Here is a 26754-nt window from a genome sequence, read left to right on the forward strand (position 1 = left end):
CGTGAGACCGCCGCGACGCCCCCCGCGGACGCCGCTCCCCACACGTCAGGGCACGTCTCCCCCCGGCCAGACATGCCCGATCCCCGCCGCCCGAGCCGAGAGGAACGCCGATGAGCCTCCGCGTCGTGCACCGGCCGACACGGACCGTCCACCCCACTCCGGTTCAGGAACCCCACGAGGTGGAGGCGCCGCCCACGCTCCCCGACGGGAAGGCGCAGGGCAACCCGCTCATGTCCATCCTGCCGATGGTGGGCATGATGGCGTCGCTGACGATCATGATGGTCATGCGCAACCCGGCGTTCATGGCGCTCGGCGCCGTACTCCTGTGCGTGGCCCTCCTCGGCGCGCTCGCCATGCTGTTCTCCCGACGCGGCCAGGTCGGCCGACAGCGTCGCAACCAGCGCGAGCTCTACCTCCAGTACCTGGAGGAACTCCGCGAGGAACTGAGCGGCTGGGAGCAGCGCACCCGCGCCCACGCCAGGCTGCTCGACCCCCCTCCCGAAGCGCTCTACGACGTCGTCCGCGACCCCACGCGCCTGTGGGAACGCCGCCGGCGCCACCGCGACTTCCTGCGGGTGCGGATCGGCACCGGTCTGACCGAGGGCCGCCACCTGCGACTGGCCGAGCAGGGCACCGCCCTCACCCCCACCGACCCGTTCATGCTCTCCGAGGCCCAGGCCGCGATCCGCCGGTTCGAGACGATCCCGGAGATGCCGCTCACCCTGCCTTTGGACATGGCCGGGAACGTCAGCGTCATCGGCGGGCGCGAGGACGTGATGCGCCTCGTCCGCTCCCTGGCCGCCCAGTTCGGCGCCTTCCACGCGCCCGAGGACGCGGGGCTGGCCGTCTCCTATCCCGCCGAGCGCGCCGACGACTGGACCTGGCTCCCCTGGCTGCCGCAGGTCCTGGACCCGCAGCGGCGGGAGGGCGGGGCCGCGGTCCGCCTCATCGCGCCCGACCCCGGCAAACTGGGCGGGCTCCTCGCCGACGAACTGCGCTCGCGCACCGACTTCGCGTCGGAGGTACGCCGCGGGATGGGCAAGCGCGAGGCGTACCGGATGCTCCGCCGCCTGCTCGTCGTCCACGACACCCACGGCGGGGTCGCCGCCGAACTCGTGCGGCCCGACCACACGATGGACCCGGCCGACCTGGGCGTGACCGTGCTGCACCTGGTGTCACGGCAGATCGACGAGCCCAGCGACGTCAACGTGCGCGTCACCGTGACCGGCGACCAGGTGCGGGTCGAGGAGCTGCGCGGCGCCGACCCCGTGACCGTGTCCGGCACCGTGGACGACGTCACCGCCGCGACGCTCTCCGGCCTCGTCCGCATGCTCGCGCCGTTGCGGCTCTCCCCGGAGTCGGTCGAGGAGAGCGCGCAGGAGGGCGGAAACGTCGACTTCCCCGCCCTGATGGGGGTGCGGGACCCGGGCACGATGGACGTGCAGCGCCTGTGGTCGCCGCGCAGCGAGCGCGCGTTCCTGCGGGTGCCGATCGGTGTGGACGACATGGGGCAGCCGGTCGTGCTCGACCTCAAGGAGTCGGCCCAGCTGGGCATGGGTCCGCACGGGCTGTGCGTCGGCGCGACCGGCTCGGGCAAGAGCGAGATGCTGCGCACGCTCGTCCTGGCCCTGGCCGCCTCCCATCCTCCCGAGCGTGTGAGCATGGTGCTGGTCGACTACAAGGGCGGCGCCACCTTCGCCCCCTTCGAGGAGATGCCGCACGTCGCCGGGGTGATCACCAACCTGGAGGACGACGCCGCGCTGATCGAGCGCGTCCACGCGAGCCTGTCGGGCGAGGTCCAGCGCCGCCAGCAGGTCCTGCGCGACGCCGGGAACGTGGCCAACATCGGCGACTACCAGTTCCGGCGCCAGCACGACCCCAGCCTGCCGCCGCTGCCGCACCTGCTCGTCATCATCGACGAGTTCGGCGAGCTCCTCACCGCCCGGCCCGACTTCATCGAGCTGTTCCTGTCGATCGGCCGGATCGGCCGCAGCATCGGCGTGCACCTGCTTCTGTCCAGCCAGCGCATCGAGGGCGGCAAGCTGCGCGGCCTGGACACCTACCTGTCCTACCGCCTGGGCCTGCGGACCTTCTCCGAGGAGGAGAGCCGTACCGTCCTCAACACCCCCGACGCCTTCCACCTGCCGTCCCTGCCCGGTTTCGGCTACCTCAAGGTGGACACCAGCGTCTACCAGCGGTTCAAGGCGGGCTACGTGTCGGGGCCCTACCGCGGGCCGGTGGCCGAGGAGGAGGACACCGACGCGGCCCCGTCGGTGCGCCCGTACACCGCCTACAACGAGCAGGACGACGCCTCGGCGGTGCGGGCGGACGCCCCGGCCTCGGACGAGTCGCCGATGCCCTCCCGCACGGTCGGACCGACGCTGTTGGACGTCATGGTCGGCCAGTTCTCGCGGCACGGCGAGCGGACCCGCGAGATCTGGCTGCCGCCGCTGCCGTCCGTGACCACTCTGGACGCGGTGGCCGGCGAGCCGGAGGAGACGGGGGACGGGCTGCGGCTGCCTGGAGAGCGGAGGCACCTGAGCGTCCCGGTCGGGCTGTTGGACGACGCGACCAAGCAGTGGCAGGGCGTGTGGGAACTGGACCTGACCGCCTCCGGCGGACACGTGGCGGTCATCGGCGGTCCGCAGAGCGGCAAGACCACCCTGTTGCGCACGATGGTGCTGTCGTTGGCCCTCACGCACACGCCGCAGCAGGTCGCCGTGTACGGGCTGGACCTGGTCGGCGGCGGGTTGCAGTCCCTGACCGGGCTGCCGCACGTGGGCGGCGTGGCCGTGCGCACCGACTCCGAGCGGGTGCGGCGCACCGTGGAGGAACTGCGCGGGATGCTGGAGCACCGGCAGGTGGTGTTCCGGGAGCGGGGCATCGACTCGGTGCGGCAGCTGCGGCGGAAGCACGCCCGGGGAGAGGTGCCCGAACTGGCCAGCGCCGACGTGGTGCTGTGCGTGGACGGGTTCGGGGCCATCCGCAAGGACTTCGAGGACATCGACCCGATGGTCAACGACCTGCTGCAGCGCGGCGGCGGATACGGCATCCACGTGGTGGCGGGGATGCTGCGCTGGAACGACGTGCGGATCGCCGCGCAGTCGAACTTCGGGCAGAAGGTGGAGCTGCGCCTGAACGACCCGTCGGAGTCGACGATCGACCGCAAGCTGGCGGAGACGATCGGCGCCAGGGCGTCCGGCCGGGTCCTGACCGACACCGAGTTGTTCGGGCAGGTGGCGCTGCCGAGGTTCGACGGCGCGACCGGCGACGAGGGGCTCGGTGAGGTCGTGGAGGCCGCCGTGCGCTCGGTGAACCGCGCCTGGCGCGGTAAGCGCGCGCCGGAGGTGCGCGTCCTGCCGCACGAGCTGCCCGCCCGCACGCTGCCCACCCGGGACTCCGAGCCGAAGAAGGTGCCGGTCGGGGTGGACGAGCGGGCCCTGGAGCCGGTGCTGCTCGACCTGTTCGACGGCGACCAGAACCTGCTGGTCCTCGGGGACGGCGGGTGCGGCAAGACCAACCTGCTGCGCTTGGTCGCCGAGGGGCTGGTCGAGCGGTACAGCTCGGACGAGGTGGTGTTCGCGGTGATGGACCCGCGGCGCACCCTGCGCGACGTGGTCCCCGAGGAGTACATGGGCGGGTACGCGAGCAGCCCGCGGGTGTGCGCGGGACTGGCGGGCGGCGTCGCCAAGGAGCTGGAGGGCCGCCTGCCCGAGGACGGGGACCTCGACGCCCTGGAACCGGGGTCGATCAAGGGTCCGCGGATCGTGGTGGTCGCGGACGACTACGACGTGCTGACGACGGCGGGTCAGAAGCCGCTGGCGCCGTTCGTGCCGTTCGTGTCGAACGGGCGCGACATCGGGCTGCACTTCGTGGTGGCGCGCCGCGTGGCCGGTGCCGGCCGAGGGTTGTTCGACCCGCTGGTGCAGGCGATGCGGGAGATCGGCACCGGCGCCCTGGTGATGTCGGGCGACCGCAGCGAAGGGCAGCTTCTGCCGAGGCTGTACGCCTCGCCGCAGCCTCCCGGTCGCGGCACGTGGGTGGCGCGGGGCGGTTCGGCGCGGCTGGTGCAGACCGCGCTGAGAGCCCCGGGCGGCTCCCGGCGGGGGTGACACCGGTCCGGCGCCCCCATCAGTCGACGGCGTCGAGCCCGAGGAACGGCAGGCACGGCTCCAGTCCCTCCACGGTGACCGGAACCGTGCGGTGCCGCTCCCAGTCGTCCCTGGTCAGCCGGTACCGGTGGTCCGTCACCGCCACGCCGCGCACCTCCACCAGCGAGGTGCCGTTCGGCCGGTAGCCGAGCTTGCGCGACACCCGCTCCGAGGCCGCGTTGCCCTCCAACACCGACGTCTCCGCGGCGACCGCGCCCAGCCCCGCGAACGCCAGGTGCAGGACGGCCGCGCGCATCTCGGTGCCGATCCCCCGGCCCTGGTGGCGGCGGCCCAACCACGACCCCGTGCTCACCTGGCGGGTGACCGGGAAGTCCCGCCCGCTCACGTCCTGCACCCCGACCACGGCGCCCTCGTACACCACGACGAGGTTCAGGCTCCACGCACGCGGGGTCATGCCGGCTATCCGCCCCAGGTTGTACCGCACGACCCTGAGCGCCACCTCGTCGGGCGTCCCGTCCGTCCACGGTTCGGTGAAGGGCATCGCGTCAGGCTCGTGGATCCCGCCCGCCGCGGTCTCGGCGAGTCGGCCGAGGTCCTCGGTGCCGGGCAGCCGCAGTTCGAGCCGCGGGGTGGTCAGGCGCAGTCCCATGGGTGGGAAGTAGGTGCTGAGCATGCCTGGCATTCTTCGCGCCGGAGCGCCCTCGTGTCACCCGGTTTTCCGTACCCCGCCAGGCCGTTCGTGCCGCGTCCGGACCCGCCGCCGGGACCGGAACCGTCTCAGCCGGTGCCCCGCAGCTCCGCCAGCAGCTCCCGCAGGACGGCCCCGGCCTCCCCCGGCACGGTCTCGCGCACCGTCCACCCGCGCATCCCGGCGAGGCGGGCGACGTGCGCGCGGGCCGGGTCGGTGAGCAGGTAGCCGCACGGGGCGTCCGGCCAGTCGGCGACCATCGGCAGGTGCTCCGTCCGGTAGGCGGGCGGCTCGTCCTCCCGGAAGCCGGTGTCCGCCGGATCCCCCTCCGGGCTCTGGGCCCGCTCCAGTTCGGCCCGGGTGGGGCTGCCGGGCTGGGGCAGGAAGGCGTCCACGAGGACGTACCCGAACACCGGCCGGTGCGCCGCGCGCTGTGCCGCGCCCACCGCTCCGACGAGCGGGCCCGCGTCTCCCTCGGCGACCAGGGCGACCGGGCTCGCGGTGTCCGCCAGGCGGTTGATCTCCAGGCTGGCGCGGGCGACGTAGCGGCCCGCGTGCGGCGGGTCACGGTCGTCCCCGATCGCGGGCCGGACGGGTGTGACGCCGCGGTCGGCCAGGGCGTCCGCCAGACCGGGGAGCCGCGAGGGGCGGCCGAGCGGCGGGGGGAGGAGGACGGCGATCACGCGGTGCCGCCGCCCCGCGTCTCCCCGGCCACCCACTCCAGGTACGCGGCGTGGCCCCCGGTGACCGGGACGGCGACGACCTCGGGGACGTCGTAGGGGTGGATGTCCACGACGTGCGCGGTGAGCGCGTCCACCCGGTCGGCGGACGTCTTGGCGACCACCAGCCACTCCTCGTCGGCGCGGACCTCGCCGTCCCACCGGTAGAAGCTCGTGACCGGCCCGCTGACCTGCGCGCAGGCGGCCAGGCGGTGCTCGATCAGCGACCGCGCCACCCGCTCAGCCCCCTCTCGGCCGCCGACGGTGGTCTCCACCCGGACGGTGCCCTCGGGTCCCGGCACGGTCACCCCTCCCGACCTGGGCGGGCGCGTCCACGCGCCGCCGCCCGGTGTTCTAGGCTCACTGATCATGAGCGAACGTGATGAACTCCTGCGTCAGATCAACGATAAGGCGGTCGTCCGCGGGAAGGTGACCCTGTCCTCCGGGATGGAGGCCGACTACTACGTCGACCTGCGCCGGGTGACCCTGGACGCGGAGGCCGCGCCGCTGGTCGGCTCGGTGATGTTGGACAACGTCGCGGACCTGGAGTTCGACGCCGTGGGTGGACTGACCCTGGGCGCCGACCCGGTGGCCACCGCGATGCTGCACGCCGCCCACGCGCGCGGCCGCACGCTGGACGCCTTCGTGGTGCGCAAGGCGGGCAAGGCGCACGGTCTGCAGCGCCGGATCGAGGGCCCCGACGTGAAGGGTCGGCGCGTCCTCGCCCTGGAGGACACCTCGACCACGGGCGGCTCCGTGCTGACGGCGGTGGAGGCGCTCCGCGAGGCGGGCGCCGAGGTGGTCGCGGTGGCGTTGATCATGGACCGCGGCGCGCGCGAGCGCGTGGCCGGGGAGGGCCTGGAGTACCGGGCGGTGTTCGAGGCGTCCGAACTGGACATCTGAGGCCGGGCGCGGCGCGGGACGTCGCGGCGGCGGGACCGACGGCCCCGCCGCCGGTGCGTTCGCGGGGCGTGGTCCGACGCGGGTCTACCCGTCGATGGTGAAGCTGTAGTCCTCGCTGCGGTCGGAGATGTCGCGCTGGCTGCCGTTGACGAAGACCTCCACCGCCGCGGGGTCGCCGATGGTGACCTCCAGCGGCGCCTGGGCGAAGGTGATCGATCCGCCCTGCCTTATCACCTGGTCGTGCAGCACGTCACCGCCCGGGACCCGGACGAAGACGTTGCTGGACTCGCCGATGACGCGCACGTAGAGCACGCCCATGTTCTCCGGCTCCTCCACGTCGGCGGAGGCTTCTGACGCGTTGGCGCTCACGCTGGTGCCGTCGCTCGGCAGCGACCGGTAGAGGAAGTAGCCGCCGAGGGCCACCAGAGCGGCCAGGAGCAGGACGGCCCCGACGATGGCCATCACCTGGCCAACGCCGCGCGGATCGTTCCTGTGCCTTCCCACGGCGTTGAATGTAGCGTGTATCACGACAAAAAGCGACAGCGGAGGCCCGAATACCTCACGGGCCCACCAACCCGGGCACTTCCGCGTGCGCGCCGCGTGCCCTCCCGCGCCCCTGCCTGACCGGTTCGCGGCGACCCGTGAAGCCCCGCGCCCACGACCTGCACGGACGCGCCCAACCTCGGCCAATTTGGTCTAGACCTTTCCAAGAGCCACGTGCGTTCGGGATACTTGGACGACACCTGGTGGACACGCCCGGACGCGGCCCTCCCCTTGGGCCGCCCCCCGACGGCCGGCCTCCACCGGGGCAACGCACGTGGGGGTGCCGCCGGGCGAAGGACCGGCGGCCGCTCGCTCCAGGCCGATTCCAGGGAGAGTAAGCATGCCCATCGCCAGCCCCGAGGTCTACACCGAGATGCTGAGCCGCGCGAAGTCCCAGGGCTTCGCGTACCCGGCGATCAACGTGACCTCGAGCCAGACGCTCCACGCCGCCCTGCGGGGCTTCGCCGAGGCGGAGACCGACGGCATCGTCCAGATCTCCACCGGCGGCGCCGAGTTCCTGTCCGGGGCCACGGTCAAGGACATGGTCACCGGCTCGGTCGCCTTCGCCGAGTTCGCCCGCGTGGTCGCCGACAAGTACCCGGTGAACGTCGCCCTCCACACCGACCACTGCCCCGAGAACAAGCTCGACGGCTTCGTCCGCCCGCTGCTGGAGATCTCCAGGGAGCGTGTGGCCAACGGCCAGGACCCGCTGTTCCAGTCCCACATGTGGGACGGCTCGGCCGTCGACCTGGAGGAGAACCTCCGGATCGCCGAGGAGCTGCTGGCCGCCTCCAAGGCCGCCCGCACCATCCTGGAGATCGAGGTCGGCGTGGTCGGCGGCGAGGAGGACGGCATCGTCGGCGAGATCAACGAGAAGCTGTACACGACCCCCGACGACGCCCTGCGCACCGCCGAGGCCCTGGGCCTGGGCGAGAAGGGCTACTACCTGACCGCCCTGACCTTCGGCAACGTGCACGGCTCCTACAAGCCGGGCTTCGTGAAGCTGCGCCCGGGGGTCCTCAAGGAGGCCCAGGAGGCGGTGGGTCAGAAGTACGGCCAGGCCAAGCCGTTCGACTTCGTCTTCCACGGCGGGTCCGGCTCCACCCTGGAGGAGATCCACGAGGCGATCGAGTACGGCGTGGTGAAGATGAACATCGACACCGACACCCAGTACGCGTACACCCGCCCCGTGGTCGACCACGTCATGCGCAACTACGAGGGCGTGCTCAAGATCGACGGTGAGATCGGCGACAAGAAGGCCTACGACCCGCGCTCCTACGGCAAGGCCGCCGAGGCGGGCATGGCCGCGCGCGTCGTGGAGGCGGCCCAGCAGCTGAAGTCCGCGGGCAACAAGATGAAGTAGTGGCGGACGGCGCCCGCGCGGAGCGGGGGCGGTGCGCGACGGGGGCGTCCGGGTGCGGGAACGCACACGGGCGCCCCTTCTGGTTTTCCACAGGCTTATCCACAGACCCGCGTCCACATTCGCGCAGAACCGGACGAACATTACCCAACAAACCGTGATTAATCGCCCAACGGAAATGAAGGTTATCCACACCCCCGTTTCAGCGGGGCGCGCCCGGGAATTCTCCTCAACGCCTCGACCCCTCGGCGAAGAATGAGGAAAAGTGAAGACCAGGAACAGCATCGCGCGTACCGTGGCGGCTGGCGTTCTGACGGCGGGGACCGTGCTCGTCGGCGCGACGGCGTGGGCCGGGACCGACACCGCGACCGGGCACGCGGCGGCCCCCTGCGGCCTCGGCGCCAGCGCCCCGAGCCAGTACGGGAACACGGTGGCCGGAACCGGATCACGCACCGAGTGCGGCGGGAAGGTGGCGCTCACCGTCCAGGTCCGCAAGCACCGCCCCGCGTGGCCCGATCTGACCGTGGCCGAAACCACCAGGACCGATTTCACGTCCGGAAATCTCACGGCGCGCGGCGGCTGCGAGGGAAATGGCACGTACTTCACCGAGACCCGCAGCTCGACCGGAAACAAACTCGCCTCCGGGCGCGTCAATCGGTGCTGAGGGGACCGACCGAAATCCCCCGCTGACCACCACGCGAGTTCGACGAGTGGAAACGGACGAGCCCATGCGCGTCACCGCAGAGGACCTGGAATTCGGGTACCGGCGCGGGAGAAGGGTCCTGAACGGCCTCTCCTGGACCGTCGAGCCCGGTGTCACCGGCCTGATCGGGCCCAACGGATCGGGGAAGACGACCCTGTTCTCGCTCCTGGTGACGCTGCTGCCGGTCGGGGGCGGACGGCTGCTCGTCGGCGACCACGACCTCTCCACGGCGGGAGGGCGGTCCGGAGCACGGAGGGCGCTGGGGTTCGTCCCCCAGCGCTTCTCCCTCGCCGGAGAACTGACCGTGGCGGACACGGTCGCCTACGCGGCCTGGGCGCACGGGGTGGCTCGGCGCGAGTGCGGGACGGCGGCGCGGCGGGCCCTGGACCTGGTCGACCTCACCGACCTCGCCGGACACCGCACCCGTGCGCTGTCCGGCGGCCAGCGCCAGCGGGTCGGCATCGCCGCCGCGCTCGCCCACGGCCCCCGGATCCTCGTCCTGGACGAGCCCACGGCGGGCCTCGACCCCGGGCAGCGGCTCCGCGTGCGCGAGGTGGTCGCCCGGCTCGGTCGGGACCGGACCGTGTTAGTCGCCACGCACCTCCTCGAGGACGTCGCCCACGTGTGCTCCCGCGTCGGCGTCCTGGCGGGCGGCCGGATCGAGTTCCACGGCACGTTCGCCCAACTGGAGGAGCTGATCGCGGGCGGCTCCGGAGGGAGCCCCCACGGCTCCGGGTTCGAGCGGGCCTACGACCGGCTGATCGCACGGGTCGGGGAGCGCCCATGACACCCGCCGCGACCCGCACCTCACCGCTCTTCTGGCCGCTTCCCCCGGTGTTCGTCCTGGTTCCGGCCGGGACCATCCTCCTGCTCACACTCGGCTCGACGTGGGGCCACCTGTCCTGGCGGGCGCTCGACTGGGTCCACCTGTCCTCCGAGGTCGGCGCGCGGGCACGCGTCCCAGTCGTGGTGGCCGCGGGCGCCGCCGCCCTGGCCGCCGCCCGGTTCACCCGACCCGGCCTCGTGTTCGCCCAGCGCTGGCAGCCGCGGGTGGAGCGGGACGTCCCGTGGCGGCACTGCGCGGTGGTCACCGGCTGGTGCCTGGCCGCCTACCTCGCCGGGCTGGCCCCGCTCGCCCTCGCCGTCGCCGGGCGGGGCGCCGGGGCCCCGGACGTGTCCGCCGTCGCGGGCGCCCTGGTCGGGTTCGCGGCCCTGACCGTGTTCGGGTACCTGTGCGGCGTCGCGCTGCGCGGTCCGCTCGCCGTCACCGTGGCGGCCGGCCTGGTGTTCCTCCTCACCGGCCTCCCCCTGGCGGCCGACGCCTGGAGCGCGCTGGCACTCCAACTCCCCGTCTCCCCCTCCCTGGGGCGGCGGGAGAGCGCGGAACTGGGCCTCTACCGGCTGGGGTACTTCCTGCTCCTGATCGTCGCGCTCTCCTGGACGGTCGCGTGGCTGCTGCGGACGCCGCGACGCGTCTCGCCGACGCACGGACTGGCCGTGGCGGCCGTCGCGGTCGCGCTCGTCCTGCCCCATCTGCGCCCGTTCCCACTGCTGGCCTACGCCGGGGACGGCGCCGAGGTCTGCGACGTACACGACGGTGTGCGCTACTGCGTCCACGAGGGACACCGGGACGAACTCGCCACGATCGTCGGCCTCGCCGCTCCGGTGTTCGGCGCCTACGGTCCGCCGGACACCGCGCCCGCCCAGGTGCGCGATCTCAGCCTGGCGGGGGACGACGGCGAGGTGCGCCGCCAGGCCGAGCGCGGCGTGCTCTGGCTGCGCGTGTACCCGGGATGGGACCCGCACCAGGAGGTTCCGGCGACCGCGGCGGACTGGCTCGTGCCCGACGTGTTCCGGTGCGGTTCCGAAGGGTTGGCCAGCCTGGAGCCGGACGCGGAGCCGTCGGCGCGCCGGGCCGCGGTCCTGGAGGGCCTGCGGACCTGGCTGGTCTCCCGGGCCCACGGTGGCCCGCCGGGTGCCGGACCCTTCGCCGGGGCCTCCCCCGAGCAGGTCCGGGCCTGGATCCGGCGCGACGCGGATCGGCTCGCGGCGTGCGAGGTGGCTCCGGAGGATCTGCCATGGCGAACGTGATCGCGCGGCCCTCCCTGCTGCCGATGGCGGGGGCCCTGGTCGCCGCCGCGGTCGCGGCGCTGCTCGGACTGGCGGCGGCAGGGGTCGTGGTGCCGGTCGCCGTCGTCGGCTGGCCGAACGAGGAGCAGCGCGTCCCCGTCGCGGAACTGCTGTGCGTGTGCGCGGCCTCGGTCGGCGCGTGGTCCAACCGGCCCCGGCTGTGGGTCTGGGAGCGGCTGGGCGGAGCGCGCACCCGGCTGCGGGCGGCGGCGGTGGCGGCCCTCGGCGTGTCCCTGCCCGCCCTCACGGTCCTGGCCGTCCTGCCCGCCGCCGGCCAGGCGGAGCACCGCTGGCTGATGGTCACCAACGTGCTCCTCTCCGCCTCCGTCGTCTACCTGCTCGCCCCCGTCCTCGGTCCGGTCGTCTCCGGGCTGGCCGTCCTGGCCGGTGTGTTCGCGGGCGCCGTGGCCTGCAACGCCGTGCGGGGGCTCCACCGGGCGGTCCCGTACGCGTACGCGGGGAGCGACGGGTGGACCGTTCCGGACCTGCTGCCGCCCGGCGCGGTGCCCGCCCTGGCCGCCGCGGCCGCCCTGACCGCGGTGGGCGTCCACGCGGCGACCCGTGGCACCACCGCGCGCGTGCACCTGAGCGCGGAGGCCGAGCGGTGAGGGGCGTCCGGAGGCGGTGGGACACGGGTTCCCTGGCCACGAGCCGCGCCGGAGGCGGTGGCAGGATGGGCGCATGAGTCTGCACCAGAACCTGCTGGGCGAACCGCCCGCCACCCGCCTGCCCGACGACCCCGAGGCCCGTGAGGCGCTGGCCGCGTCCGAGGACCCCACCCCGGTCGCGGGCCGGTTCCCCTCCTACTCCGCCGCCTGGGCGCGCCTCGCGGAGAACGCCCTCGCCCAGGGCCAGCCGGTGACCGCCTACGCCTACGCCCGCACGGGCTACCACCGGGGGCTGGACCAGCTGCGCCGGGCGGGCTGGAAGGGCCACGGGCCGATCCCGTGGGACCACGAGCCGAACCGGGGCTTCCTGCGCGCGTTGCACGCGCTGGGCGCCGCCGCCGGGGAGATCGGTGAGACCGAGGAGGCCGAGCGGTGCTCGTCCTTCCTGCGGGAATCCAGCGCCGAGGCCGCCGACGCGCTCACCGCCTGAACCGGCGTGTCCACAGGGTGTGGACGGGGCACACCCGCCTCGTCCACACCCTGTGGACAACACCACCCCGAGCACGGAACCACTGGTCGTGTACCCTCAATACGCAACGGCCCCTGTCGCTGCCTTGCGCCAGGGGTTCATCCATGTCCGGGGCGGGAAAGCCTCGGTCAGGCGTCGAGCGAAGAGGTTGAGACAATGCCGGCGATCACGCTCGTGGGGGCCCAGTGGGGCGACGAGGGCAAGGGCAAGGCGACCGACCTTGTCGGTGACCGCGTGGACTACGTGGTCCGCTACCAGGGTGGCAACAACGCCGGGCACACGGTGGTCATCGGCGACCAGAAGTACGCCCTCCACCTGCTGCCGTCCGGCATCCTCTCCCCGAACGTGGTGCCGGTCATCGCCAACGGCGTCGTCATCGACCCGGGCGTCCTCCTGGAGGAGCTGGAGGGCCTCAACGCGCGCGGCGTGGACACGTCCCGCCTGCTCATCTCCTCCAACGCGCACCTGATCATGCCCTACCACCGGGCCCTCGACAAGGTCAGCGAGCGCTTCCTCGGCAAGTCCCGCATCGGCACCACCGGCCGCGGCATCGGCCCCACCTACGCCGACAAGGTCTCCCGGCAGGGCGTCCGCGTGCAGGACATGTTCGACCCCAAGATCCTGCGCAAGAAGATCGAGCTGTCCCTCAACGACAAGAACCAGCTCCTCACCAAGGTGTTCAACCGGCGCGGCCTGGAGGTCGAGCCGATCGTCGAGGAGTACCTGGGCTACGCGGAGCGCCTGCGCCCCTTCGTCGCCGACACCTCGCTCATCCTCAACCGCGCGCTGGACGAGGGCAAGACGGTCTACCTGGAGGGCTCCCAGGGCACCCTGCTCGACATCGACCACGGCACCTACCCGTTCGTGACCTCGTCCTCCCCGACGGCGGGCGGCGCGGCGGCGGGCGCGGGCATCGGCCCCACCCGCATCACCAAGGTGGTCGGCATCCTCAAGGCCTACACCACCCGTGTCGGCTCCGGCCCCTTCCCCACCGAGCTCCACGACGAGCAGGGCCAGTGGCTGCGCACCCAGGGCGGCGAGTACGGCGTCACCACCGGCCGCGACCGCCGCTGCGGCTGGTTCGACGCCCCGATCGCGCGCTACGCCACGCGGGTCAACGGCATCACCGACTTCTTCCTCACCAAGCTCGACGTGCTCACCGGCCTCGACCGCATCCCGGTCTGCGTCGCCTACGACGTCGAGGGCGTCCGCCACGACGAGATCCCGATGACGCAGACCGACTTCCACCACGCCGTCCCGGTGTACGAGTACCTCGACGGCTGGGACGAGGACATCACCGGCGCTCGGCGATTCGAGGATCTGCCCAAGAACGCCCAGCGGTACGTGCGTACCCTTGAGGAGATGGCCGGAGCGCCCATCTCCGCCATCGGTGTCGGCCCGGGCCGCGACGAGACGCTGGAGCTGCGCTCCCTCGTCTGATCCGGCGCCGCACAGTCAGTCCGCCTTCAACCCGAAGAGGCCCGTGTAGTGAAAGCCCTCGTTCTCGGCGGCGGAGGCCGCGAGCACGCACTCGTCCGCGCTCTGTCCCTTGATCCGGGTGTCACCAGTATCCACTGCGCTCCGGGCAACCCCGGTATCTCGGACCTGGCAGAGAACCACGTCATCAACGTGACCGACGGTCTGGCCGTGACGGAGCTGGCCGCGCGCATCCGCGCGGAGCTGGTCGTCATCGGACCGGAGGCGCCCCTGGTGGCGGGGGTGGCGGACGCCCTGCGCGACCGCGGCATCCCCGTGTTCGGGCCCGACCAGGCGGCCGCCCGCCTGGAGGGCTCCAAGGCCTTCGCCAAGGAGGTCATGGAGGCTGCGGGCGTACCGACGGCCCGGGCGCGGGTGTGCCGGAACGCGAGCCAGGCGTCGGAGGCCCTCGACGAGTTCGGCGCCCCCTACGTCGTGAAGAACGACGGCCTGGCCGCGGGCAAGGGCGTCGTCGTCACCGAGGACCGCGCCGCCGCCGAGAGACACGCGCGCGAGTGCGGCCGCGTGGTCATCGAGGAGTTCCTCGACGGCCCCGAGGTGTCCCTCTTCGTGCTCAGCGACGGCGCGCACGCCCTGCCGCTGCTGCCCGCCCAGGACTTCAAGCGCGCCTACGACGGCGACGAGGGCCCCAACACCGGCGGCATGGGCGCCTACGCCCCGGTCCCCTGGGCCCCGACCGGGCTGGTGGACGAGGTCATGGAGTCGGTCGTGCGGCCGACCCTCATGGAGATGAACCGGCGGGGCACGCGCTACCAGGGCCTGCTGTACGTGGGACTCGCGCTGACCTCGCGCGGCCCGCGCGTGGTGGAGTTCAACGCGCGCTTCGGCGACCCGGAGACCCAGGTCGTCCTGGACCGGCTGGCGACGCCGATCGGCGCGGTCCTCCAGGCGACCGACACCGGGGGGCTGGGCTCCATCGGCTCCCTCCAGTGGAAGCCGGGAGCCGCCGTCACCGTGGTCGTGGCCGCCGAGAACTACCCCGGCGACCCGGTCAGGGGCGACCTCATCGGCGGCCTCGACGCCGCGGACGCGCTGGACGGCGCCTACGTCCTGCACGCGGGCACCGACTGGGACGGCGCGCGCGACGTCAAGTCCAACGGCGGGCGCGTGCTCAACGTCGTCGGCACCGGCGCCGACCTGCGGCAGGCCCGTGAGAGAGCGTACGAGGCGGTGAGCCGGATCGAGCTGCGCGGTTCGTTCCACCGGACCGACATCGCCGAGCGCGCCGCGGCGCAGCTGTAGGGGGCGCCACGATGAGCGGCTTCGTCGTCCAGCCCCCGCACACCGAGGTGGAGGGGCTGACCCACCTGCACACCGGCAAGGTCCGCGACCTGTACGCGACCGCCGACGGCCGACTCGTGATGGTCGCCAGCGACCGCGTCTCGGCCTACGACTGGGTCCTGCCCACCGACATCCCCGGCAAGGGACGCCTGCTCACACAGCTGTCGCTGTGGTGGTTCGACCGGCTCGCGGACCTGGTGCCGAACCACGTCGTCTCCGACGTGCCCCCGGAGGGCGCTCCCGCCTCCTGGGCCGGGCGCACGCTCGTGTGCCAGCGCCTGGACATGGTGCCGGTCGAGTGCGTGGCACGCGGCTACCTGACGGGATCCGGCCTGGTCGAGTACCGCGCGGGCGGCACGGTCTGCGGCGTCCCCCTGCCCGAGGGGCTGACCGACGGCTCCGAGCTCGCGGAACCGATCTTCACCCCGGCCACCAAGGCGGAGGTCGGCGACCACGACGAGAACGTCTCCTTCGAGGTCGTCGCCGAGCGGCACGGGGCGGAGCTCGCCGCCGAGCTGCGCGACCTCACCCTGGCCGTGTACGGCAGGGGGCGGGAGATCGCGCGCGGTCGGGGCGTCCTCCTCGCCGACACCAAGTTCGAGTTCGGCCGCGACGCCGACGGCCGCCTGGTCCTGGCCGACGAGGTCTTCACCCCGGATTCCTCCCGGTACTGGCCCGCCGACGCGTGGGAGCCGGGCGGACCGCAGCCCTCCTTCGACAAGCAGGTGCTGCGGGACTGGCTGACGTCGCCCGCCTCCGGGTGGGACCGGGCAGCGGACACCCCTCCGCCGGAACTGCCCGCCGAGGTCGTGGAGCGGACCCTGGGCCGCTACGTCGAGATCTTCGAGAGACTCACCGGCACGAAGCCCGAGCTGTGACGTGCGGCGCGTGCGTGATTCCGCGCACGGGCCCGCGTTCCCGCCGTCGGAGCACGTATGGTGGTGGGGTCGAGTCGGGCTCCGGAGCGTGGCCCGGCGCGCGACCCCCAGCCCGGTCTTCCCCGACAGACTCATGCCACTTTGGACGTTTGTCGGGACTCCATCCGTGATCTGCGGGTATACCACGTTCTGGGCCGGTACACGCGAGTGGGTGCTATAGAGTCGTCGCGAACCACCGGTTCACTGGCCACGCAGGTCACGCGCAAGATGGTCGCAACGTTCCAGGGGTAACCCGCGTCCAAACCGCATACAGGCGATGCCCGTCGAGGGTGACCCCTTTTTTCACATCTGCCTCACAAAGGAGCACAAGAGCATGGGCCAGGAGGTTCGTTACCGCGTCCGCGGCGGACGCCCCCTCAGCGGAACGGCGTTCATCCAAGGCGCGAAGAACGCCGTCCTGCCGATGATCGGCGCCGCCCTCCTCGCGGCGAAGGGCCGTACGGTGCTGCGCAATGTCCCGGTCATCGAGGACGTCTACCGCGCGCTGGAGCTCGCCGAACACGTGGGCGCCAAGGTCGAGTTCCATGAGGCCGAGCGGACCGTGGTCATCGACGCCTCCACGCTGAACGACCCGGAGCGCGCCGTCCTGCCCGCCGAGATCGCGGCCCGTTTCCGCGGCTCCGTGCTCTTCGTCCCGGCGCTGATGCACCGCACCGGCCGCGCCCGCATCGAGGGCGTCGGCGGGTGCAACCTCGGCAGCCGCAACCTCGACTTCCACTACCGGGGCTTCGCGCGCCTGGGCGCCGAGGTCACCGAGGACCCCGAGCGCAACCACATCAACGTCGAGGCCAGCAACCTCCGCGGTGGCCGCCTCTACCTCGACACCCCCTCGCACACGGGCACCGAGAACCTCATCATGGCCGCCGTGCTGGCTCCCGGCACCACGGTGATCGAGCACGCCGCGCTGGAGCCCGAGGTCCTGGACGTCATCGCGTTCCTGACCGCCATGGGCGCGAGGATCAGCGGTGGCGGCACCGGTCTGATCACCGTCGAGGGCGTCGAGGAGCTCACCGCCGTCGAGCACACGATCATGTCCGACCGCATCGACGCCGGGGTGTTCGCGATGGCCGTCGCCGCCACCGGTGGCGAGGTCAGCCTGGTCGGCGCCCAGCTGGACCACCTGGGCGTGGCCCGCTGGAAACTCGAGCAGATGGGCGTCGGCTTCTCCCAGGAGGGCGCCGTCCTGCACGTCCAGCGGGACCCCTCCGTTCCGCTCCGCCCGATCAACGCGGTCACCTCGCCGTTCCCGGGCTTCGCGACCGACCTCCAGTCGCCGCTGATGGCCCTGGCGACGCTGGCCGAGGGTGAGAGCTACATCCACGAGGCCATCTACGACGGCCGCTTCGCCCTGGCTGACGAGCTCAACAAGATGGGCGCCAAGATCGAGGTGGAGGGCACCCGCGCGATCGTGCACGGGCACACCAACCTGCGCGGGGCCGAGGTGATCGCCCACGACCTCCGTACCGGCGCGGCCCTGGTCCTCGCCGGACTGGTCGCCGAAGGTGAGACAATCGTGGCGCCTGGTTATCTGGTGGACCGCGGTCACTCCCAGTTCGCGACGCGGCTTGCCGCGCTCGGCGGCGACGTGGAGCGCGTCACCGCCTCGTAGGAGTCGAAGGCGCAGTTCAAGCCGGGGTGGGGGGTCGCCCCCCCACCCGGGCTTTCGGCGTTGATATGGAAAACGATCTTCTTTGGCCCCGCACAATGGGTACGATCTCGGCAATCATGCCGTGACAGAGATCGGGTCGGGAAACCAGTGGGCGCACATAGTGAAGAGCGTGGAATGGTAGCGGGGAGCAGCCCGAGGTGAGTGCCCAGCGTACTGGCGATTTGACGATCGGCGTCATAGGGCCCCATGAGGTGGTCGAACGGGTCATGCTCATGGGACCGGGGTCCACGGGGCCCCTCAACGCCAGACTCATCGCCGCCGCGTACCGAGATGAGCAAGAGGCGACGGACAAGGTCGTCAGGCTGGGTTCGGCGATCGACGCCTACCTGTTCGCCAGCCCTGTCCCCTACGAGTTCGCGCGCAAGGCCGGGGTCCTGACGATGCCCGCCACCTTCGTGCCGCTCGGCGGGGCGAGCCTGCACGAGGCCCTGCTCCGAGCGACCCTCGACGACCGCTTCGACCCGACCAGAGCCAGCCTGGACGTGCTCAGCCGCGCCGACGTCGTGGAGGCCTACTCCGAGGTCGACCTGCCCGTGGACGGGATCCACGTGCACGAGGAGCTGACGAACACCGCGCAGCTGACCTCCTTCCACGAGGGGCTGTGGCGGCGCAAGGCGACCAGGATGGCGATCACCTGCGTGCGCGGCGTGGCCGAGCGCCTGGAGGCGATCGGCGTCCCCGTCGTCCGGCTCCGGCCCACCAACGCGGGTGTGCGCAGCGCCCTGCAGACCGCGGGTCTGCTGGGAGCGCACCACCGGCTGGAGGAGGCGCAGCTGGGGGTCGTCGTGGTGGACGTGCCCACACTGCGGGACTCGTCGCGCCGGTCCACCCCCCGGTACTGGCGGGAGGAGCTGCGGCTGTCGCTGCACCGTCTGCTGCTCCAGGAGGCGCACCGGATCAACGCCACGGCGCACCGGTTGGACGACCATTCGTTCATGGTGACCGCGACCCGCGGGTCGCTGGTCACCGCGACCGAGGGGTTCCGGCAGCCGCCGTTCGTGGAGCGGATCAAGGCGGAGCTGGGGATCGCGATCGAGGTCGGCATCGGCATGGGGCGCACCACCCAGGACGCCGAGGCGCACGCCCGAGCGGCTCTGAACCGCGCCCAGGCGTCGCGTCAGAGCTTCGCGGTGGACCGCGAGGGTCGTTCCCTGGTCCCGGCCCAGCGCGCGCCCGCACGGCAGTCCTCCGAACCGCTGCGCACCAAGGGGCGGGAGACTCTGATTCGGCTGTCGGAGAAGATCGCCGAGGAGGACGGCCCCCTGGTCGTCGACGCGGAGAACGCCGGGCGGATGCTCGGCGTCACCTCCCGGACCGCCCGGCGGCTGCTGCGCACGCTCGTGGAGGAGGGGCTGGCGTGGCCGCTGCCGCCCAACCGCACCCTCCAGCCCGGCCGCCCGCGCCAGCTGTACCGGCTGATCGTGGAGAAACTCGACAAGGACGCCGCGGGCAAGTAGCCGCGGCGTCGTCGCGCGTCGTTCCGTACGCGGGAGCGTCCTCCGGGAGGGGGCGCCCCCGCGAGGGTTCGGCACCCGCTCCGCCCCGCGGAACCGCTCGTGCGGCTCCCGCCTACGACCGGTCGCCCCCGTCCCCCTCGGTCATCCGCGCGGCGGCCTGGATCTGGAGCCGGGCGTTGGCGTCCAGGAAGCGCGTGATCAGGGCGATCTCCTCGTCCCCGTACTCCTCCATGAGCCGGTCGAGCGCACCGGTGTAGTAGGCGAACAGCTCTCCGGCGCCCTCGGAGAGCCCCTCCGCCGTCTCGACCACCACGCGCCGCCCGTCCCGCTCGTCCTTGCGGCGGCGGACGTAGCCCCGCTTCTCCAGGCGGGTGACGATCCCCGTGACCGAGGCCGGGGCCAGCCCCGACCCGCGCACGATCTCCCCCGCCGTCATCGGCCCGTTCCGCTCCAGCAGCCCGAGCGTCTTCCAGTCGCTGGGACCGATGCCGAGGCGCTCCCCCAGGACGGTGTGGTACATGACCGCGGCGTCGCTCGACCGACGCCCCGCCGCGCGGAACTCGTCCAGCAGGACAGCCCGACGCGCGCTGACCTCGTCGTCCGCACTCCCGCCACCCGCGTCGCTTGACACAGCGGAACCTCCTCCATATATTTCGTTCGCACGAAAGAAATAAATGATCCGGCACCAACCTACCCCAGGAGGGACGACATGCGCGCCATCGTCATCGGGTCCGGCATCGGCGGCCCGGTCGCGGCCACCGCCCTGCGCCGCGCCGGAATCGACGTCTCGGTCCACGAGGCCCACGCGGGCCCCGGCACCACCCTCGGAGCCCAGCTCAACCTCGCACCCAACGGCCTGGCCGTGCTGCGGACCCTCGGACTGCTCGAGGCCGTCCTGGCGGCGCCCGGCACGATCCCCAACTCCACGATCGACTTCCGGTCCGGCACCGGCCGCCGCCTGGGCGCGATCGACGACGGCTCCACGGCCCTGGAGGAGGGGCTCCAGTCCGTCAGCGTCCGGCGCGGCGAACTCCAGGCGGCGCTCGCCCGGGCCGCGACCGGCCACGGCGTCACCGTCGAGTACGGCCGGCGCCTCGTCCGCCACACCGACACCGGCGCCTCCGTCGTCGCCGAGTTCGAGGACGGCTCCACGGAGGAGGCCGACGTCCTCATCGGCGCGGACGGCATCCACTCCCGGGTCCGCCGGGGCATCGACCCCTCCGCGCCCGCTCCCGTGTACACCGGCCTGCTCGACCAGGGCGGGTGGACCACCGCGCCCGGCCTGCCGACCACCCCGCCGTCCACGAGCCGGCTGGTCTGGGGCCGCCGCGCCTTCTTCGGCTACCAGAGCGCGCCCGACGGAACCGTGTACTGGTTCGTCAACACCCCGCACCGCGACCTCGACGAGTCCACGCTCCGGAGCCGCGACGCCGCGTGGTGGAAGCGGAGCGCGCTGGACCTGTTCACCGGCCAGATGCCCGAGATCACCGCGATCCTGGAGGCGAGCGAGGAGCACTGGTTCGCGCCGCGCGCCGTCCACACCGTCCCGACGCTGCCGCACTGGGTCCGGGGCAGGGTGGGACTGCTCGGCGACGCCGCCCACGCGCTCCCCAACTCCAGCGGGCAGGGCGCGTCCATGGCGTTGGAGGACGCCGCGACGCTGGCCGCGTGCCTGCGCGACGTCGCCGGCCCGGAGGCGGCCCTGGCCGCCTACGAACGGCTGCGCCGCCCCCGGGTGGAGCGGATCATCGCCGAGGGCACCCAGCGGGGGGACCTCAAGCTGATCACCAACCCGGTGGGCGTGTTCCTGCGCGACCGGGTGCTGCTGCCGCTCGTCTTCCGCATGGTGGCCAGGACGGAGGGGCACTCGTGGATCTTCGACCACCGCGTCGACGTCGACGCCCGGGTCGGCCCCGTCAGCTGAGGGACGCCCCCGGCGAGGGGCGTCCCCGACTGCTGCGGGTGGGGCCCTAGCCGCGCTTGGCGTAGGCGGTGGCGACGGACAGGAACACGTCGTTCTCCTCGGGTGCGCCGAGACTGACGCGGGCCCCCTCGCCGTCGAACGGCCGGACCGAGACCCCGGTCTTCGCGCACTCGGCGGCGAAGTCGAGGGTGTCGTCCCCCAGACGCAGCCAGACGAAGTTGGCCTCGGTCGGCGGGACCGTCCATCCGGCGGCGACCAGGGCCTCCCGCACCCGGGTCCGCTCCACGACCGTGGCCGCCACGCGCTCCATCAGCTCGTCCCGCGCGTCGAGGGAGGCGATCCCGGCCGCCTGGGCGAGGTGGTTGACGGCGAACGGCACCAGCGTCTTGCGCACGGCGGCGACCACGTGCGGGTGGCCGACGAGGTAGCCGAGACGCACCGCCGCCAGGCCGTAGGCCTTGGAGAACGTCCGCAGCACGGCGACGTTGGGGCGGTCGCGGTACAGGCGGACGCCGTCCGGCACCCGCGGGTCGCGCACGTACTCGTGGTAGGCCTCGTCGAGGATGACCAGGACGTGTTCGGGGACCCGGTCGAGGAAGGCCGTCAGCTCGTCCTCGGGCACGGTCGTGCCGGTGGGGTTGTTCGGGTTGCACACCAGCACCATGCGCGTGTTCTCGGTGACGGCGTCGGCGATCGCGTCGAGGTCGTGGGTCTCGTCGCGCAGGGGGACGCGCACCGAGGTCACACCCGCCAGTTCGGCCAGGAGCGGGTAGGCCTCGAAGGAGCGCCAGGCGTAGACGACCTCCGCGCCGGGCTCGCCGACGGCCTCCAGCAGCTGCTGGAGCACGCCGACCGAACCGGCGCCCAGCGCCACGTGGTCCTCGGGGACCTCCAGGAACCGGGCGAGGGCGCCCACCAGTTCGTCGGCGCCGGGGTCGGGGTAGCGGTTCAGCTCCGCGGACGCCCGGGCGACGGCCTCGCGCACGGACGGAAGCGGCCCGAGGGGGTTCTCGTTGGAGGACAGCTTGATGGACCGCCCGTCCGGCCCGACGACCTTCCTGCCGGGCTTGTAGGCGGGGATGCTCTCCAGCACCGACCGCAGATATGGCGATTTCGGCTCCGACACCATTGTCCTTCCTCAATACTTTGTGTTATCCCCGCGACACGATCAGCGATATCGCGCCCCGGATCGATCACCGCTCCCAAGCGGAAATATCGCACAAACGAGGAGATTGCACCATGCTTTCGCGTCATCGCCGCGCCGACTCAGGTCGAATCATGGCAGGTCAGGGCCCTGGTACGCACAACGGCCGGAAATTCATCCGGTCACTGGCTCTTCCCATGACCCTGGCCATGGCCCTGGCCCTCTCGGCGTGCGGTTCCGGCGGGGAGGAGCAGGAACAGGCGGCGGCGGATCCCAACGCCGAGGCGGCGGCCCGGCTGCACGAGGCCCAGCCGACGTCCTTCCGCGACGCCACGCTGCTGCCCGAGGGCAGCGAGAGCGGCACCTACGCCGAACTCGCCACGGTCCAGTACAGCGAGCAGGTCCGCGAGAGCACCGAGATCGACAAACCCGAGTGCGTGGACGCCGCCAACCGGTGGGGCGACCTCGACAGCGTGCGCGCGGCGCCCGCGTCGGTGGCCGCCTACGAGTGGCCCGGAGGCTCGGTGTCGAGCGTGCTCGTCGAACTCGACGAGGAGGAGGCGGCGGAGGCGATGGGGGTCGAACCGCCGTCCTCCTGCACGACGTACAGCGCCACCTACGCCGACGGCACGTCCTCCGAGTACGGCGTCCGGGAACTCGACATGCCGGGGATCGGCGACGAGTCGCGCGCGTTCCTCGTCGAGGTGCGCACCGGGGACGAGGCGAGCCACATGCTCAGCCTCCTGTACCGCAACGGCGGCCTGTTGGGCGCCACCTCCGTCCTCGGCAGCGGCGACGTGGCGGAGTACGAGGACATGCTGGCGGGGTTCACCGAGGCTGCCATCGATCGTCAGGGGCAGATGCTGGAGTGACGGGCTCGCCCGCGGCCCGGGCCGCCCGCAGCGCCCTGGCCTCGCGCTCGGGGTCCCGAACAGCGTCGTCCCGTTTGGCCGCCACCCTGGGGCGGGGCAGCTTGCGGGGCGGTCCCGGCAGTTCGCGCCTGGTCACGGCGCCGAAGGACGCGGACACGATCCCGCTCTCCCGATCCACCAGCGCCGCGCGCACGGCGGTCCGACCGCGTCCACCGATCCGGACCGCGAAGACCACGTCCACCCGGCGTCCGTGCCGCATGCCGTCGTAGCGCAGGAACCTCCAGCAGCCGTGCCGCCACACGTCCTGGGGCTCGGTCCCCAGCATGACGGTCCGATTCGTCCGCCACACGTCGCTGGAGCGCAGCCGCGCCATGGTCCGGCGCTGCGGGGCCGGCCGGAGCTCGCACGGCTCCGTGCTCGTGAGGCGCGCGGCCAGCTCCCGCAGCTCCGGGCTGAGCACCGCCAGCACGGCCAGCTCCACGCCCAGGACCGCCCCGTGCGTGACGGTGAACCCGGTGACGGCCGACCATCCCGTCGCGTCGAGGCCGAGCGTGGCCAGGGCCGCGACCGCGAGCAGGCCGGCGCGGGTCAGCGTGCGCCAGCCGATCGGAGCCCGGCTCAGGCCGCCGAAGCATCCGCACCCGGCCTCCGGGTCGCGTCGGCGCGCCAGGAGGAGGACGACGACCGACGCGGCGAACAGGGCGGCCGTGCCCGCGCGGGCCGCCGCGCCCAGTGCCCCCGCGAACCCGACGAGTCCGACGGCGAGCACGGCCTCCAGCGCTCCCGAGGCCACGGTGACGGGGCGGCGCAGGCGTTCGGTCAGCAGGACGGCCAGGCCCGATCTGGCGGCCCCCGTGGTGGTCTTGGCGACGGCCCCCAGCGCCAGCAGCACCGCCAGCAGCGGCAACTGGACCTCGCGGACCGCCTCGACGATCTCGGGCAGCATGGTCATCCCTCCCCCTGCGCGACGGTCATGGTCGCGTTGAAGCAGCCGTCCTCCAGTCGCCCGCCGAGGGCGACGAACGCGGTCATGGTGAGGGACGCGATCCGGCCCGCGCTCTGTCCCCCGCAGGCCGGGCACAGGTCGCAGATCCAGCTGTCGGCGGCGGCGCAGTCGACCACGGGCACCACGGTGGTGTCGCGCGTGCAGTCGTTGCGCAACCGCAGCGTGGCGCCGGTCGACAGGAGCGGCAGAGGGGCGCAGGGCGTCCGCCGGTCGCACCCGTCGTGGTGCCCCACCGGGTCGATCGCCGGGTAGGCGGCGGCGTTGGCGAGGGCACGGGGGTCCAGGTGGGTGGAGCGGCCGAGGACGGGGTCGTACCAGGTGGCGATCCCTCCCACGGTGCCGGTGTACCCGCGTGTGGGCGGGCGGTGCGGAGTCGCGTGGAGCGGGTACGGGGGCTGGGTGGTGGCGGGTCGCGTCACCCGGATCGCGCCGTCGCGCCAGACTCCGACGGCGTCGAAGACGTAGCCGGGTTCCAGGCGGGGGTGGCGGACGCCGATCCGACCGGAGGCGCGGTAGGGGATGGCGACCGGCACGCGCGGGCGGCCGTGGCCTGGATCGATCTCCAGTTCGTCGCCGTCGCGCGCCACGATCACGCCGGTCGCGCGGGCGGCCTGGGCCCAGACCCGTTCGGCGATCAGCCGGCCGTCGTGGGAGCAGAGGACGACCGCGTCGTCACCGGGGCGCAGGTCGGTGGGCTCGGCCTCGTCGCCCCTCCAGAACGTGGTCACCCGCTCGAAGAGGAAGCGCTCCTCGCCTCGGGTCGTGGCCAGGCAGAGCATGTACGAGGTCGCGTCGACGACCACGCCCCGCGCCACGCGGTCGCTGAGCGGAAGGGGTTCGGGAACGGTGTCGGGGCCGAGGACCGCCGCGGTGAACCGTCTGCGGTCACGCACCCTTCCAGTCATCACTGACATGTCGTCCGCGCCCCCTTGTCACCCGACTCGTCACTCAGTGCCCATTGTCCTGCTCGGCGTCCCGTCCGGGCTCTCACACGCCGAAGGGCACCGGTTCGTGCCGCTGCCATGTCCCAGGCATTGCCCGGCGACGGCTCCGATCCCCAGTCGCCCCATACGCGCGGTTTGTAGGCGCGTGGGACGTAAGTTCCTGAATGTTGGCGTTCGCTGTGTGAGAGTGAGAGGAAGAAAAGTGACCGAGCTCATCGAGCGCGCCTGAAAGTCGGTGGTCGGTGTGGGGGGAACGACCCAGACGCCCCGGTACGACGAGTTCAGCCGCTACGTGGAGGAGCGCGGCCCAGCGCTGCTGCGGATGGCGCGGTCACTGACCAACAGCCACGCCGACGCCGAGGACCTGTTGCAGGCGGCGCTGGTCAAGACTTTCCTCGCCTGGGACCGCATCGCCAACCCGAGGGCCCGCGACGGATACGTGCGCAGGGCGATGGTCAACACGCAGATCTCCGAGTGGCGCCGCAGCCACCTGGACGTCTACCCCACCGACGACATCCCCGAGCAGCGCGTCGACGACCCGACGTGGCGCAGCGACCTCGCCGACGTCGTGGAACGGGCGATCGAGAAGCTGCCCGACCGGCAGCGCACGACGGTGGTGCTCCGGTACTACGACGACCTCACCGAGGCGCAGATCGCCGAGCGGATGGGCGTGACGTTGGGCACGGTCAAGAGCACGCTGTCCCGGGCCGTGGAGAAGCTGAGGCGCGACGCCGACCTGATCATCGAGCGCACGATCGGCTGACGGGGCCCGAGGACGGCCGGTTTCGTTTTGCGCAACGCCCCGTGGGGTCTGTACCCTTGGCACAGCCAGGAGGATTCGCCTAGTCAGGTCTATGGCGCCGCACTGCTAATGCGGTTAGGTGGCAACGCCTTCCGGGGTTCAAATCCCCGATCCTCCGCGCCTGGCCTGGGGTCTTCCGCACAGCGGAAGCCCCAGGCCTTCTCATGTTCAGGGATCGCCTCGGGGCCAGCAGGCACCACATCCGTGCCTGCCGAGCCGCCGTCGCAGGCGCTACGCCGCCAGAGTGCAGGCAGCACCCCGACCACCGACGGCACAGGTCCGAACCCGGCCCCCAGCCTCGGCACCGCGAAGGACACCCTCCCGAGAGCCCCTACGCACCCCGACGGGCGTGACCAAGCCGCCAGACGAGACCCGAGTCGATGACTCTGAACAACCAGACATCGCCGCGTCGAGTACCCCGATTCGGACTGCCCTCTCCGCTCCAGGCGCTCACCGCGAGCCACGATCGCGTCGATCGTCTCGCGTTCCTGCGTGCCGTACCGGGCGTCGATCATCGCGGCCAGGAGCTCCCTCCCCATCGCCCCCGGATGCTCGACAAGGGGCCGAATGTCCCCTCCCTGTCCGGGGAGGGGACACCGTGCGTTGTGTGGTGTGCTCAGGGCGGGCCGGGGTTGAAAATGGCGTGCGTGCCCACCCGGCGCCAGATCACGTGCGGCTTACCCGGGTACCGTTCCTGGCCGTACTCCCACGTGGCGCGCCCATCAGGTGCCCAGGTCATTTCGTAGACCCCCGGGGCTCCCTGCACGCCCTTGACGCGCAGACCTGGCCGGAACTGCCCCTTCTCCACGTCGGGGGCGAACTCGGTGGTGACCACCCGCCGGAGGCGCCCCGCCTGCTCACAGGTGAGCAAGTCGGCCTGGAACCGGGGGGTGGTGGCGAACGTGGCCAGTGCTCTCAGCGCTCC

Annotated in this window: 25 protein-coding genes and 1 tRNA gene; 17 read left to right on the forward strand and 9 right to left on the reverse strand. The window is 72.5% G+C overall.

Annotated features, from left to right (window positions below; genetic code table 11):
- The first annotated feature begins 110 nt into the window (after positions 1 to 110).
- On the forward strand, positions 111 to 4112 hold the full coding sequence (eccCa, locus tag ACIBFB_RS12950) for a type VII secretion protein EccCa (protein WP_397229506.1): 4002 nt from the start codon (positions 111 to 113) through the stop codon (positions 4110 to 4112).
- Between the two features lie 19 nt (positions 4113 to 4131).
- On the opposite strand, the gene ACIBFB_RS12955 is transcribed toward eccCa, so the two are convergent.
- The 3 genes from ACIBFB_RS12955 to cutA form a co-directional block, all read right to left on the reverse strand.
- The gene (locus tag ACIBFB_RS12955; protein ID WP_397229508.1) at positions 4132 to 4785 is read right to left on the reverse strand and encodes a GNAT family N-acetyltransferase; all 654 of its coding nucleotides are present in this window, start codon (positions 4783 to 4785) and stop codon (positions 4132 to 4134) included.
- 104 nt (positions 4786 to 4889) lie between these two features.
- Entirely contained in the window at positions 4890 to 5483 is a 594-nt protein-coding gene (locus ACIBFB_RS12960; protein WP_397229510.1) for a hypothetical protein, read from the reverse strand.
- A complete protein-coding gene (cutA, locus tag ACIBFB_RS12965; protein ID WP_397229954.1) occupies positions 5480 to 5827 on the reverse strand; it encodes a divalent-cation tolerance protein CutA in 348 nt (115 codons plus the stop codon). The genes ACIBFB_RS12960 and cutA overlap by 4 nt, the downstream gene beginning before the upstream one ends.
- Before the next feature lie 61 nt (positions 5828 to 5888).
- Here cutA and pyrE point away from each other — a divergent pair, with 61 nt between their 5' ends.
- Complete coding sequence (gene pyrE, locus ACIBFB_RS12970; protein ID WP_397229512.1) at positions 5889 to 6422, forward strand: orotate phosphoribosyltransferase; 534 nt, start codon at positions 5889 to 5891, stop codon at positions 6420 to 6422.
- Positions 6423 to 6506: 84 nt separating this feature from the next.
- Here pyrE and ACIBFB_RS12975 read toward each other — a convergent pair whose 3' ends face one another.
- Positions 6507 to 6884 carry a RodZ domain-containing protein gene (locus ACIBFB_RS12975; protein WP_397229956.1) on the reverse strand — a complete coding sequence of 126 codons (378 nt, stop codon included), beginning with the start codon at positions 6882 to 6884 and terminating at the stop codon, positions 6507 to 6509.
- A gap of 421 nt (positions 6885 to 7305) precedes the next feature.
- Between ACIBFB_RS12975 and fbaA the strand changes: the two genes are divergently transcribed.
- From fbaA to ACIBFB_RS13030, 11 genes are all read left to right on the forward strand, one after another.
- On the forward strand, positions 7306 to 8328 hold the full coding sequence (gene fbaA / locus ACIBFB_RS12980; RefSeq protein WP_397229514.1) for a class II fructose-bisphosphate aldolase: 1023 nt from the start codon (positions 7306 to 7308) through the stop codon (positions 8326 to 8328).
- A gap of 262 nt (positions 8329 to 8590) precedes the next feature.
- Positions 8591 to 8989, forward strand: a complete 399-nt coding sequence (locus tag ACIBFB_RS12985; protein ID WP_397229516.1) for a hypothetical protein — start codon at positions 8591 to 8593, stop codon at positions 8987 to 8989.
- 64 nt (positions 8990 to 9053) lie between these two features.
- Positions 9054 to 9815: an ABC transporter ATP-binding protein gene (locus ACIBFB_RS12990; protein ID WP_397229518.1), complete on the forward strand. Its 762-nt coding sequence runs from the start codon at positions 9054 to 9056 to the stop codon at positions 9813 to 9815.
- Entirely contained in the window at positions 9812 to 11119 is a 1308-nt protein-coding gene (locus tag ACIBFB_RS12995; RefSeq protein WP_397229520.1) for an ABC transporter permease, read from the forward strand. The genes ACIBFB_RS12990 and ACIBFB_RS12995 overlap by 4 nt, the downstream gene beginning before the upstream one ends.
- Positions 11107 to 11766, forward strand: a complete 660-nt coding sequence (locus tag ACIBFB_RS13000) for a hypothetical protein (RefSeq protein WP_397229522.1) — start codon at positions 11107 to 11109, stop codon at positions 11764 to 11766. The genes ACIBFB_RS12995 and ACIBFB_RS13000 overlap by 13 nt, the downstream gene beginning before the upstream one ends.
- Positions 11767 to 11839: 73 nt before the next feature.
- Positions 11840 to 12256, forward strand: coding sequence for a DUF3151 domain-containing protein (locus ACIBFB_RS13005; RefSeq protein ID WP_397229524.1), 417 nt, complete (start codon positions 11840 to 11842; stop codon positions 12254 to 12256).
- A gap of 195 nt (positions 12257 to 12451) precedes the next feature.
- Positions 12452 to 13735, forward strand: coding sequence for an adenylosuccinate synthase (locus ACIBFB_RS13010; protein ID WP_397229526.1), 1284 nt, complete (start codon positions 12452 to 12454; stop codon positions 13733 to 13735).
- Positions 13736 to 13783: 48 nt separating this feature from the next.
- Positions 13784 to 15034 (forward strand): phosphoribosylamine--glycine ligase, encoded by a 1251-nt coding sequence (gene purD / locus ACIBFB_RS13015; protein WP_397229528.1) that lies wholly within the window; start codon positions 13784 to 13786, stop codon positions 15032 to 15034.
- Positions 15035 to 15045: 11 nt separating this feature from the next.
- A complete protein-coding gene (locus tag ACIBFB_RS13020; RefSeq protein ID WP_397229530.1) occupies positions 15046 to 15951 on the forward strand; it encodes a phosphoribosylaminoimidazolesuccinocarboxamide synthase in 906 nt (301 codons plus the stop codon).
- Between the two features lie 373 nt (positions 15952 to 16324).
- A complete protein-coding gene (murA, locus tag ACIBFB_RS13025) occupies positions 16325 to 17620 on the forward strand; it encodes a UDP-N-acetylglucosamine 1-carboxyvinyltransferase (protein WP_397229532.1) in 1296 nt (431 codons plus the stop codon).
- Positions 17621 to 17886: 266 nt separating this feature from the next.
- Positions 17887 to 19137, forward strand: a complete 1251-nt coding sequence (locus tag ACIBFB_RS13030; RefSeq protein WP_262391751.1) for a transcriptional regulator — start codon at positions 17887 to 17889, stop codon at positions 19135 to 19137.
- Between the two features lie 112 nt (positions 19138 to 19249).
- Here the strand turns inward: ACIBFB_RS13030 and ACIBFB_RS13035 are convergent, their stop codons facing one another.
- Positions 19250 to 19768, reverse strand: coding sequence for a MarR family winged helix-turn-helix transcriptional regulator (locus tag ACIBFB_RS13035; protein ID WP_397229534.1), 519 nt, complete (start codon positions 19766 to 19768; stop codon positions 19250 to 19252).
- A 78-nt stretch (positions 19769 to 19846) separates the two neighbouring features.
- Between ACIBFB_RS13035 and ACIBFB_RS13040 the strand changes: the two genes are divergently transcribed.
- Positions 19847 to 21061: an FAD-dependent oxidoreductase gene (locus tag ACIBFB_RS13040; protein ID WP_397229536.1), complete on the forward strand. Its 1215-nt coding sequence runs from the start codon at positions 19847 to 19849 to the stop codon at positions 21059 to 21061.
- A 46-nt stretch (positions 21062 to 21107) separates the two neighbouring features.
- Here ACIBFB_RS13040 and hisC read toward each other — a convergent pair whose 3' ends face one another.
- Positions 21108 to 22190: a histidinol-phosphate transaminase gene (gene hisC / locus ACIBFB_RS13045; protein ID WP_397229538.1), complete on the reverse strand. Its 1083-nt coding sequence runs from the start codon at positions 22188 to 22190 to the stop codon at positions 21108 to 21110.
- Positions 22191 to 22402: 212 nt separating this feature from the next.
- Between hisC and ACIBFB_RS13050 the strand changes: the two genes are divergently transcribed.
- The gene (locus tag ACIBFB_RS13050) at positions 22403 to 23077 is read left to right on the forward strand and encodes a hypothetical protein (protein ID WP_397229540.1); all 675 of its coding nucleotides are present in this window, start codon (positions 22403 to 22405) and stop codon (positions 23075 to 23077) included.
- Here ACIBFB_RS13050 and ACIBFB_RS13055 read toward each other — a convergent pair.
- Positions 23034 to 24023 carry a MauE/DoxX family redox-associated membrane protein gene (locus ACIBFB_RS13055; protein WP_397229958.1) on the reverse strand — a complete coding sequence of 330 codons (990 nt, stop codon included), beginning with the start codon at positions 24021 to 24023 and terminating at the stop codon, positions 23034 to 23036. The genes ACIBFB_RS13050 and ACIBFB_RS13055 overlap by 44 nt on opposite strands.
- A 2-nt stretch (positions 24024 to 24025) precedes the next feature.
- The gene (locus ACIBFB_RS13060) at positions 24026 to 24997 is read right to left on the reverse strand and encodes a hypothetical protein (RefSeq protein WP_397229542.1); all 972 of its coding nucleotides are present in this window, start codon (positions 24995 to 24997) and stop codon (positions 24026 to 24028) included.
- 265 nt (positions 24998 to 25262) lie between these two features.
- Between ACIBFB_RS13060 and ACIBFB_RS13065 the strand changes: the two genes are divergently transcribed.
- Together ACIBFB_RS13065 and ACIBFB_RS13070 are read left to right on the forward strand one after the other, a co-directional pair.
- Positions 25263 to 25790, forward strand: coding sequence for a SigE family RNA polymerase sigma factor (locus ACIBFB_RS13065; RefSeq protein ID WP_397229544.1), 528 nt, complete (start codon positions 25263 to 25265; stop codon positions 25788 to 25790).
- A 68-nt stretch (positions 25791 to 25858) separates the two neighbouring features.
- Positions 25859 to 25947 (forward strand) — tRNA-Ser (locus tag ACIBFB_RS13070).
- A gap of 498 nt (positions 25948 to 26445) precedes the next feature.
- Here ACIBFB_RS13070 and ACIBFB_RS13075 read toward each other — a convergent pair.
- On the reverse strand, positions 26446 to 26700 hold the full coding sequence (locus ACIBFB_RS13075) for a hypothetical protein (RefSeq protein ID WP_397229546.1): 255 nt from the start codon (positions 26698 to 26700) through the stop codon (positions 26446 to 26448).
- Positions 26701 to 26754 lie beyond the last annotated feature (54 nt).

The organism is Nocardiopsis sp. NPDC050513 (genome assembly GCF_044457925.1).
Classification (GTDB): domain Bacteria; phylum Actinomycetota; class Actinomycetes; order Streptosporangiales; family Streptosporangiaceae; genus Nocardiopsis.

Bases quoted from the DNA above. Each gene is read 5' to 3' on its own strand.
- ACIBFB_RS13055 (WP_397229958.1), bottom strand. From the start codon at position 24,023: ATGCTGCCCGAGATCGTCGAGGCGGTCCGCGAGGTCCAGTTGCCGCTG.
- murA (WP_397229532.1), top strand. From the start codon at position 16,325: ATGGGCCAGGAGGTTCGTTACCGCGTCCGCGGCGGACGCCCCCTCAGC.
- hisC (WP_397229538.1), bottom strand. From the start codon at position 22,190: ATGGTGTCGGAGCCGAAATCGCCATATCTGCGGTCGGTGCTGGAGAGC.
- ACIBFB_RS12995 (WP_397229520.1), top strand. From the start codon at position 9,812: ATGACACCCGCCGCGACCCGCACCTCACCGCTCTTCTGGCCGCTTCCC.
- ACIBFB_RS13010 (WP_397229526.1), top strand. From the start codon at position 12,452: ATGCCGGCGATCACGCTCGTGGGGGCCCAGTGGGGCGACGAGGGCAAG.
- ACIBFB_RS12990 (WP_397229518.1), top strand. From the start codon at position 9,054: ATGCGCGTCACCGCAGAGGACCTGGAATTCGGGTACCGGCGCGGGAGA.
- ACIBFB_RS12975 (WP_397229956.1), bottom strand. From the start codon at position 6,884: ATGGCCATCGTCGGGGCCGTCCTGCTCCTGGCCGCTCTGGTGGCCCTC.
- eccCa (WP_397229506.1), top strand. From the start codon at position 111: ATGAGCCTCCGCGTCGTGCACCGGCCGACACGGACCGTCCACCCCACT.
- pyrE (WP_397229512.1), top strand. From the start codon at position 5,889: ATGAGCGAACGTGATGAACTCCTGCGTCAGATCAACGATAAGGCGGTC.
- ACIBFB_RS13000 (WP_397229522.1), top strand. From the start codon at position 11,107: ATGGCGAACGTGATCGCGCGGCCCTCCCTGCTGCCGATGGCGGGGGCC.
- ACIBFB_RS13005 (WP_397229524.1), top strand. From the start codon at position 11,840: ATGAGTCTGCACCAGAACCTGCTGGGCGAACCGCCCGCCACCCGCCTG.
- ACIBFB_RS13060 (WP_397229542.1), bottom strand. From the start codon at position 24,997: ATGTCAGTGATGACTGGAAGGGTGCGTGACCGCAGACGGTTCACCGCG.
- ACIBFB_RS13040 (WP_397229536.1), top strand. From the start codon at position 19,847: ATGCGCGCCATCGTCATCGGGTCCGGCATCGGCGGCCCGGTCGCGGCC.
- ACIBFB_RS12955 (WP_397229508.1), bottom strand. From the start codon at position 4,785: ATGCTCAGCACCTACTTCCCACCCATGGGACTGCGCCTGACCACCCCG.
- fbaA (WP_397229514.1), top strand. From the start codon at position 7,306: ATGCCCATCGCCAGCCCCGAGGTCTACACCGAGATGCTGAGCCGCGCG.
- ACIBFB_RS13020 (WP_397229530.1), top strand. From the start codon at position 15,046: ATGAGCGGCTTCGTCGTCCAGCCCCCGCACACCGAGGTGGAGGGGCTG.
- ACIBFB_RS13050 (WP_397229540.1), top strand. From the start codon at position 22,403: ATGACCCTGGCCATGGCCCTGGCCCTCTCGGCGTGCGGTTCCGGCGGG.
- ACIBFB_RS13030 (WP_262391751.1), top strand. From the start codon at position 17,887: ATGCTCATGGGACCGGGGTCCACGGGGCCCCTCAACGCCAGACTCATC.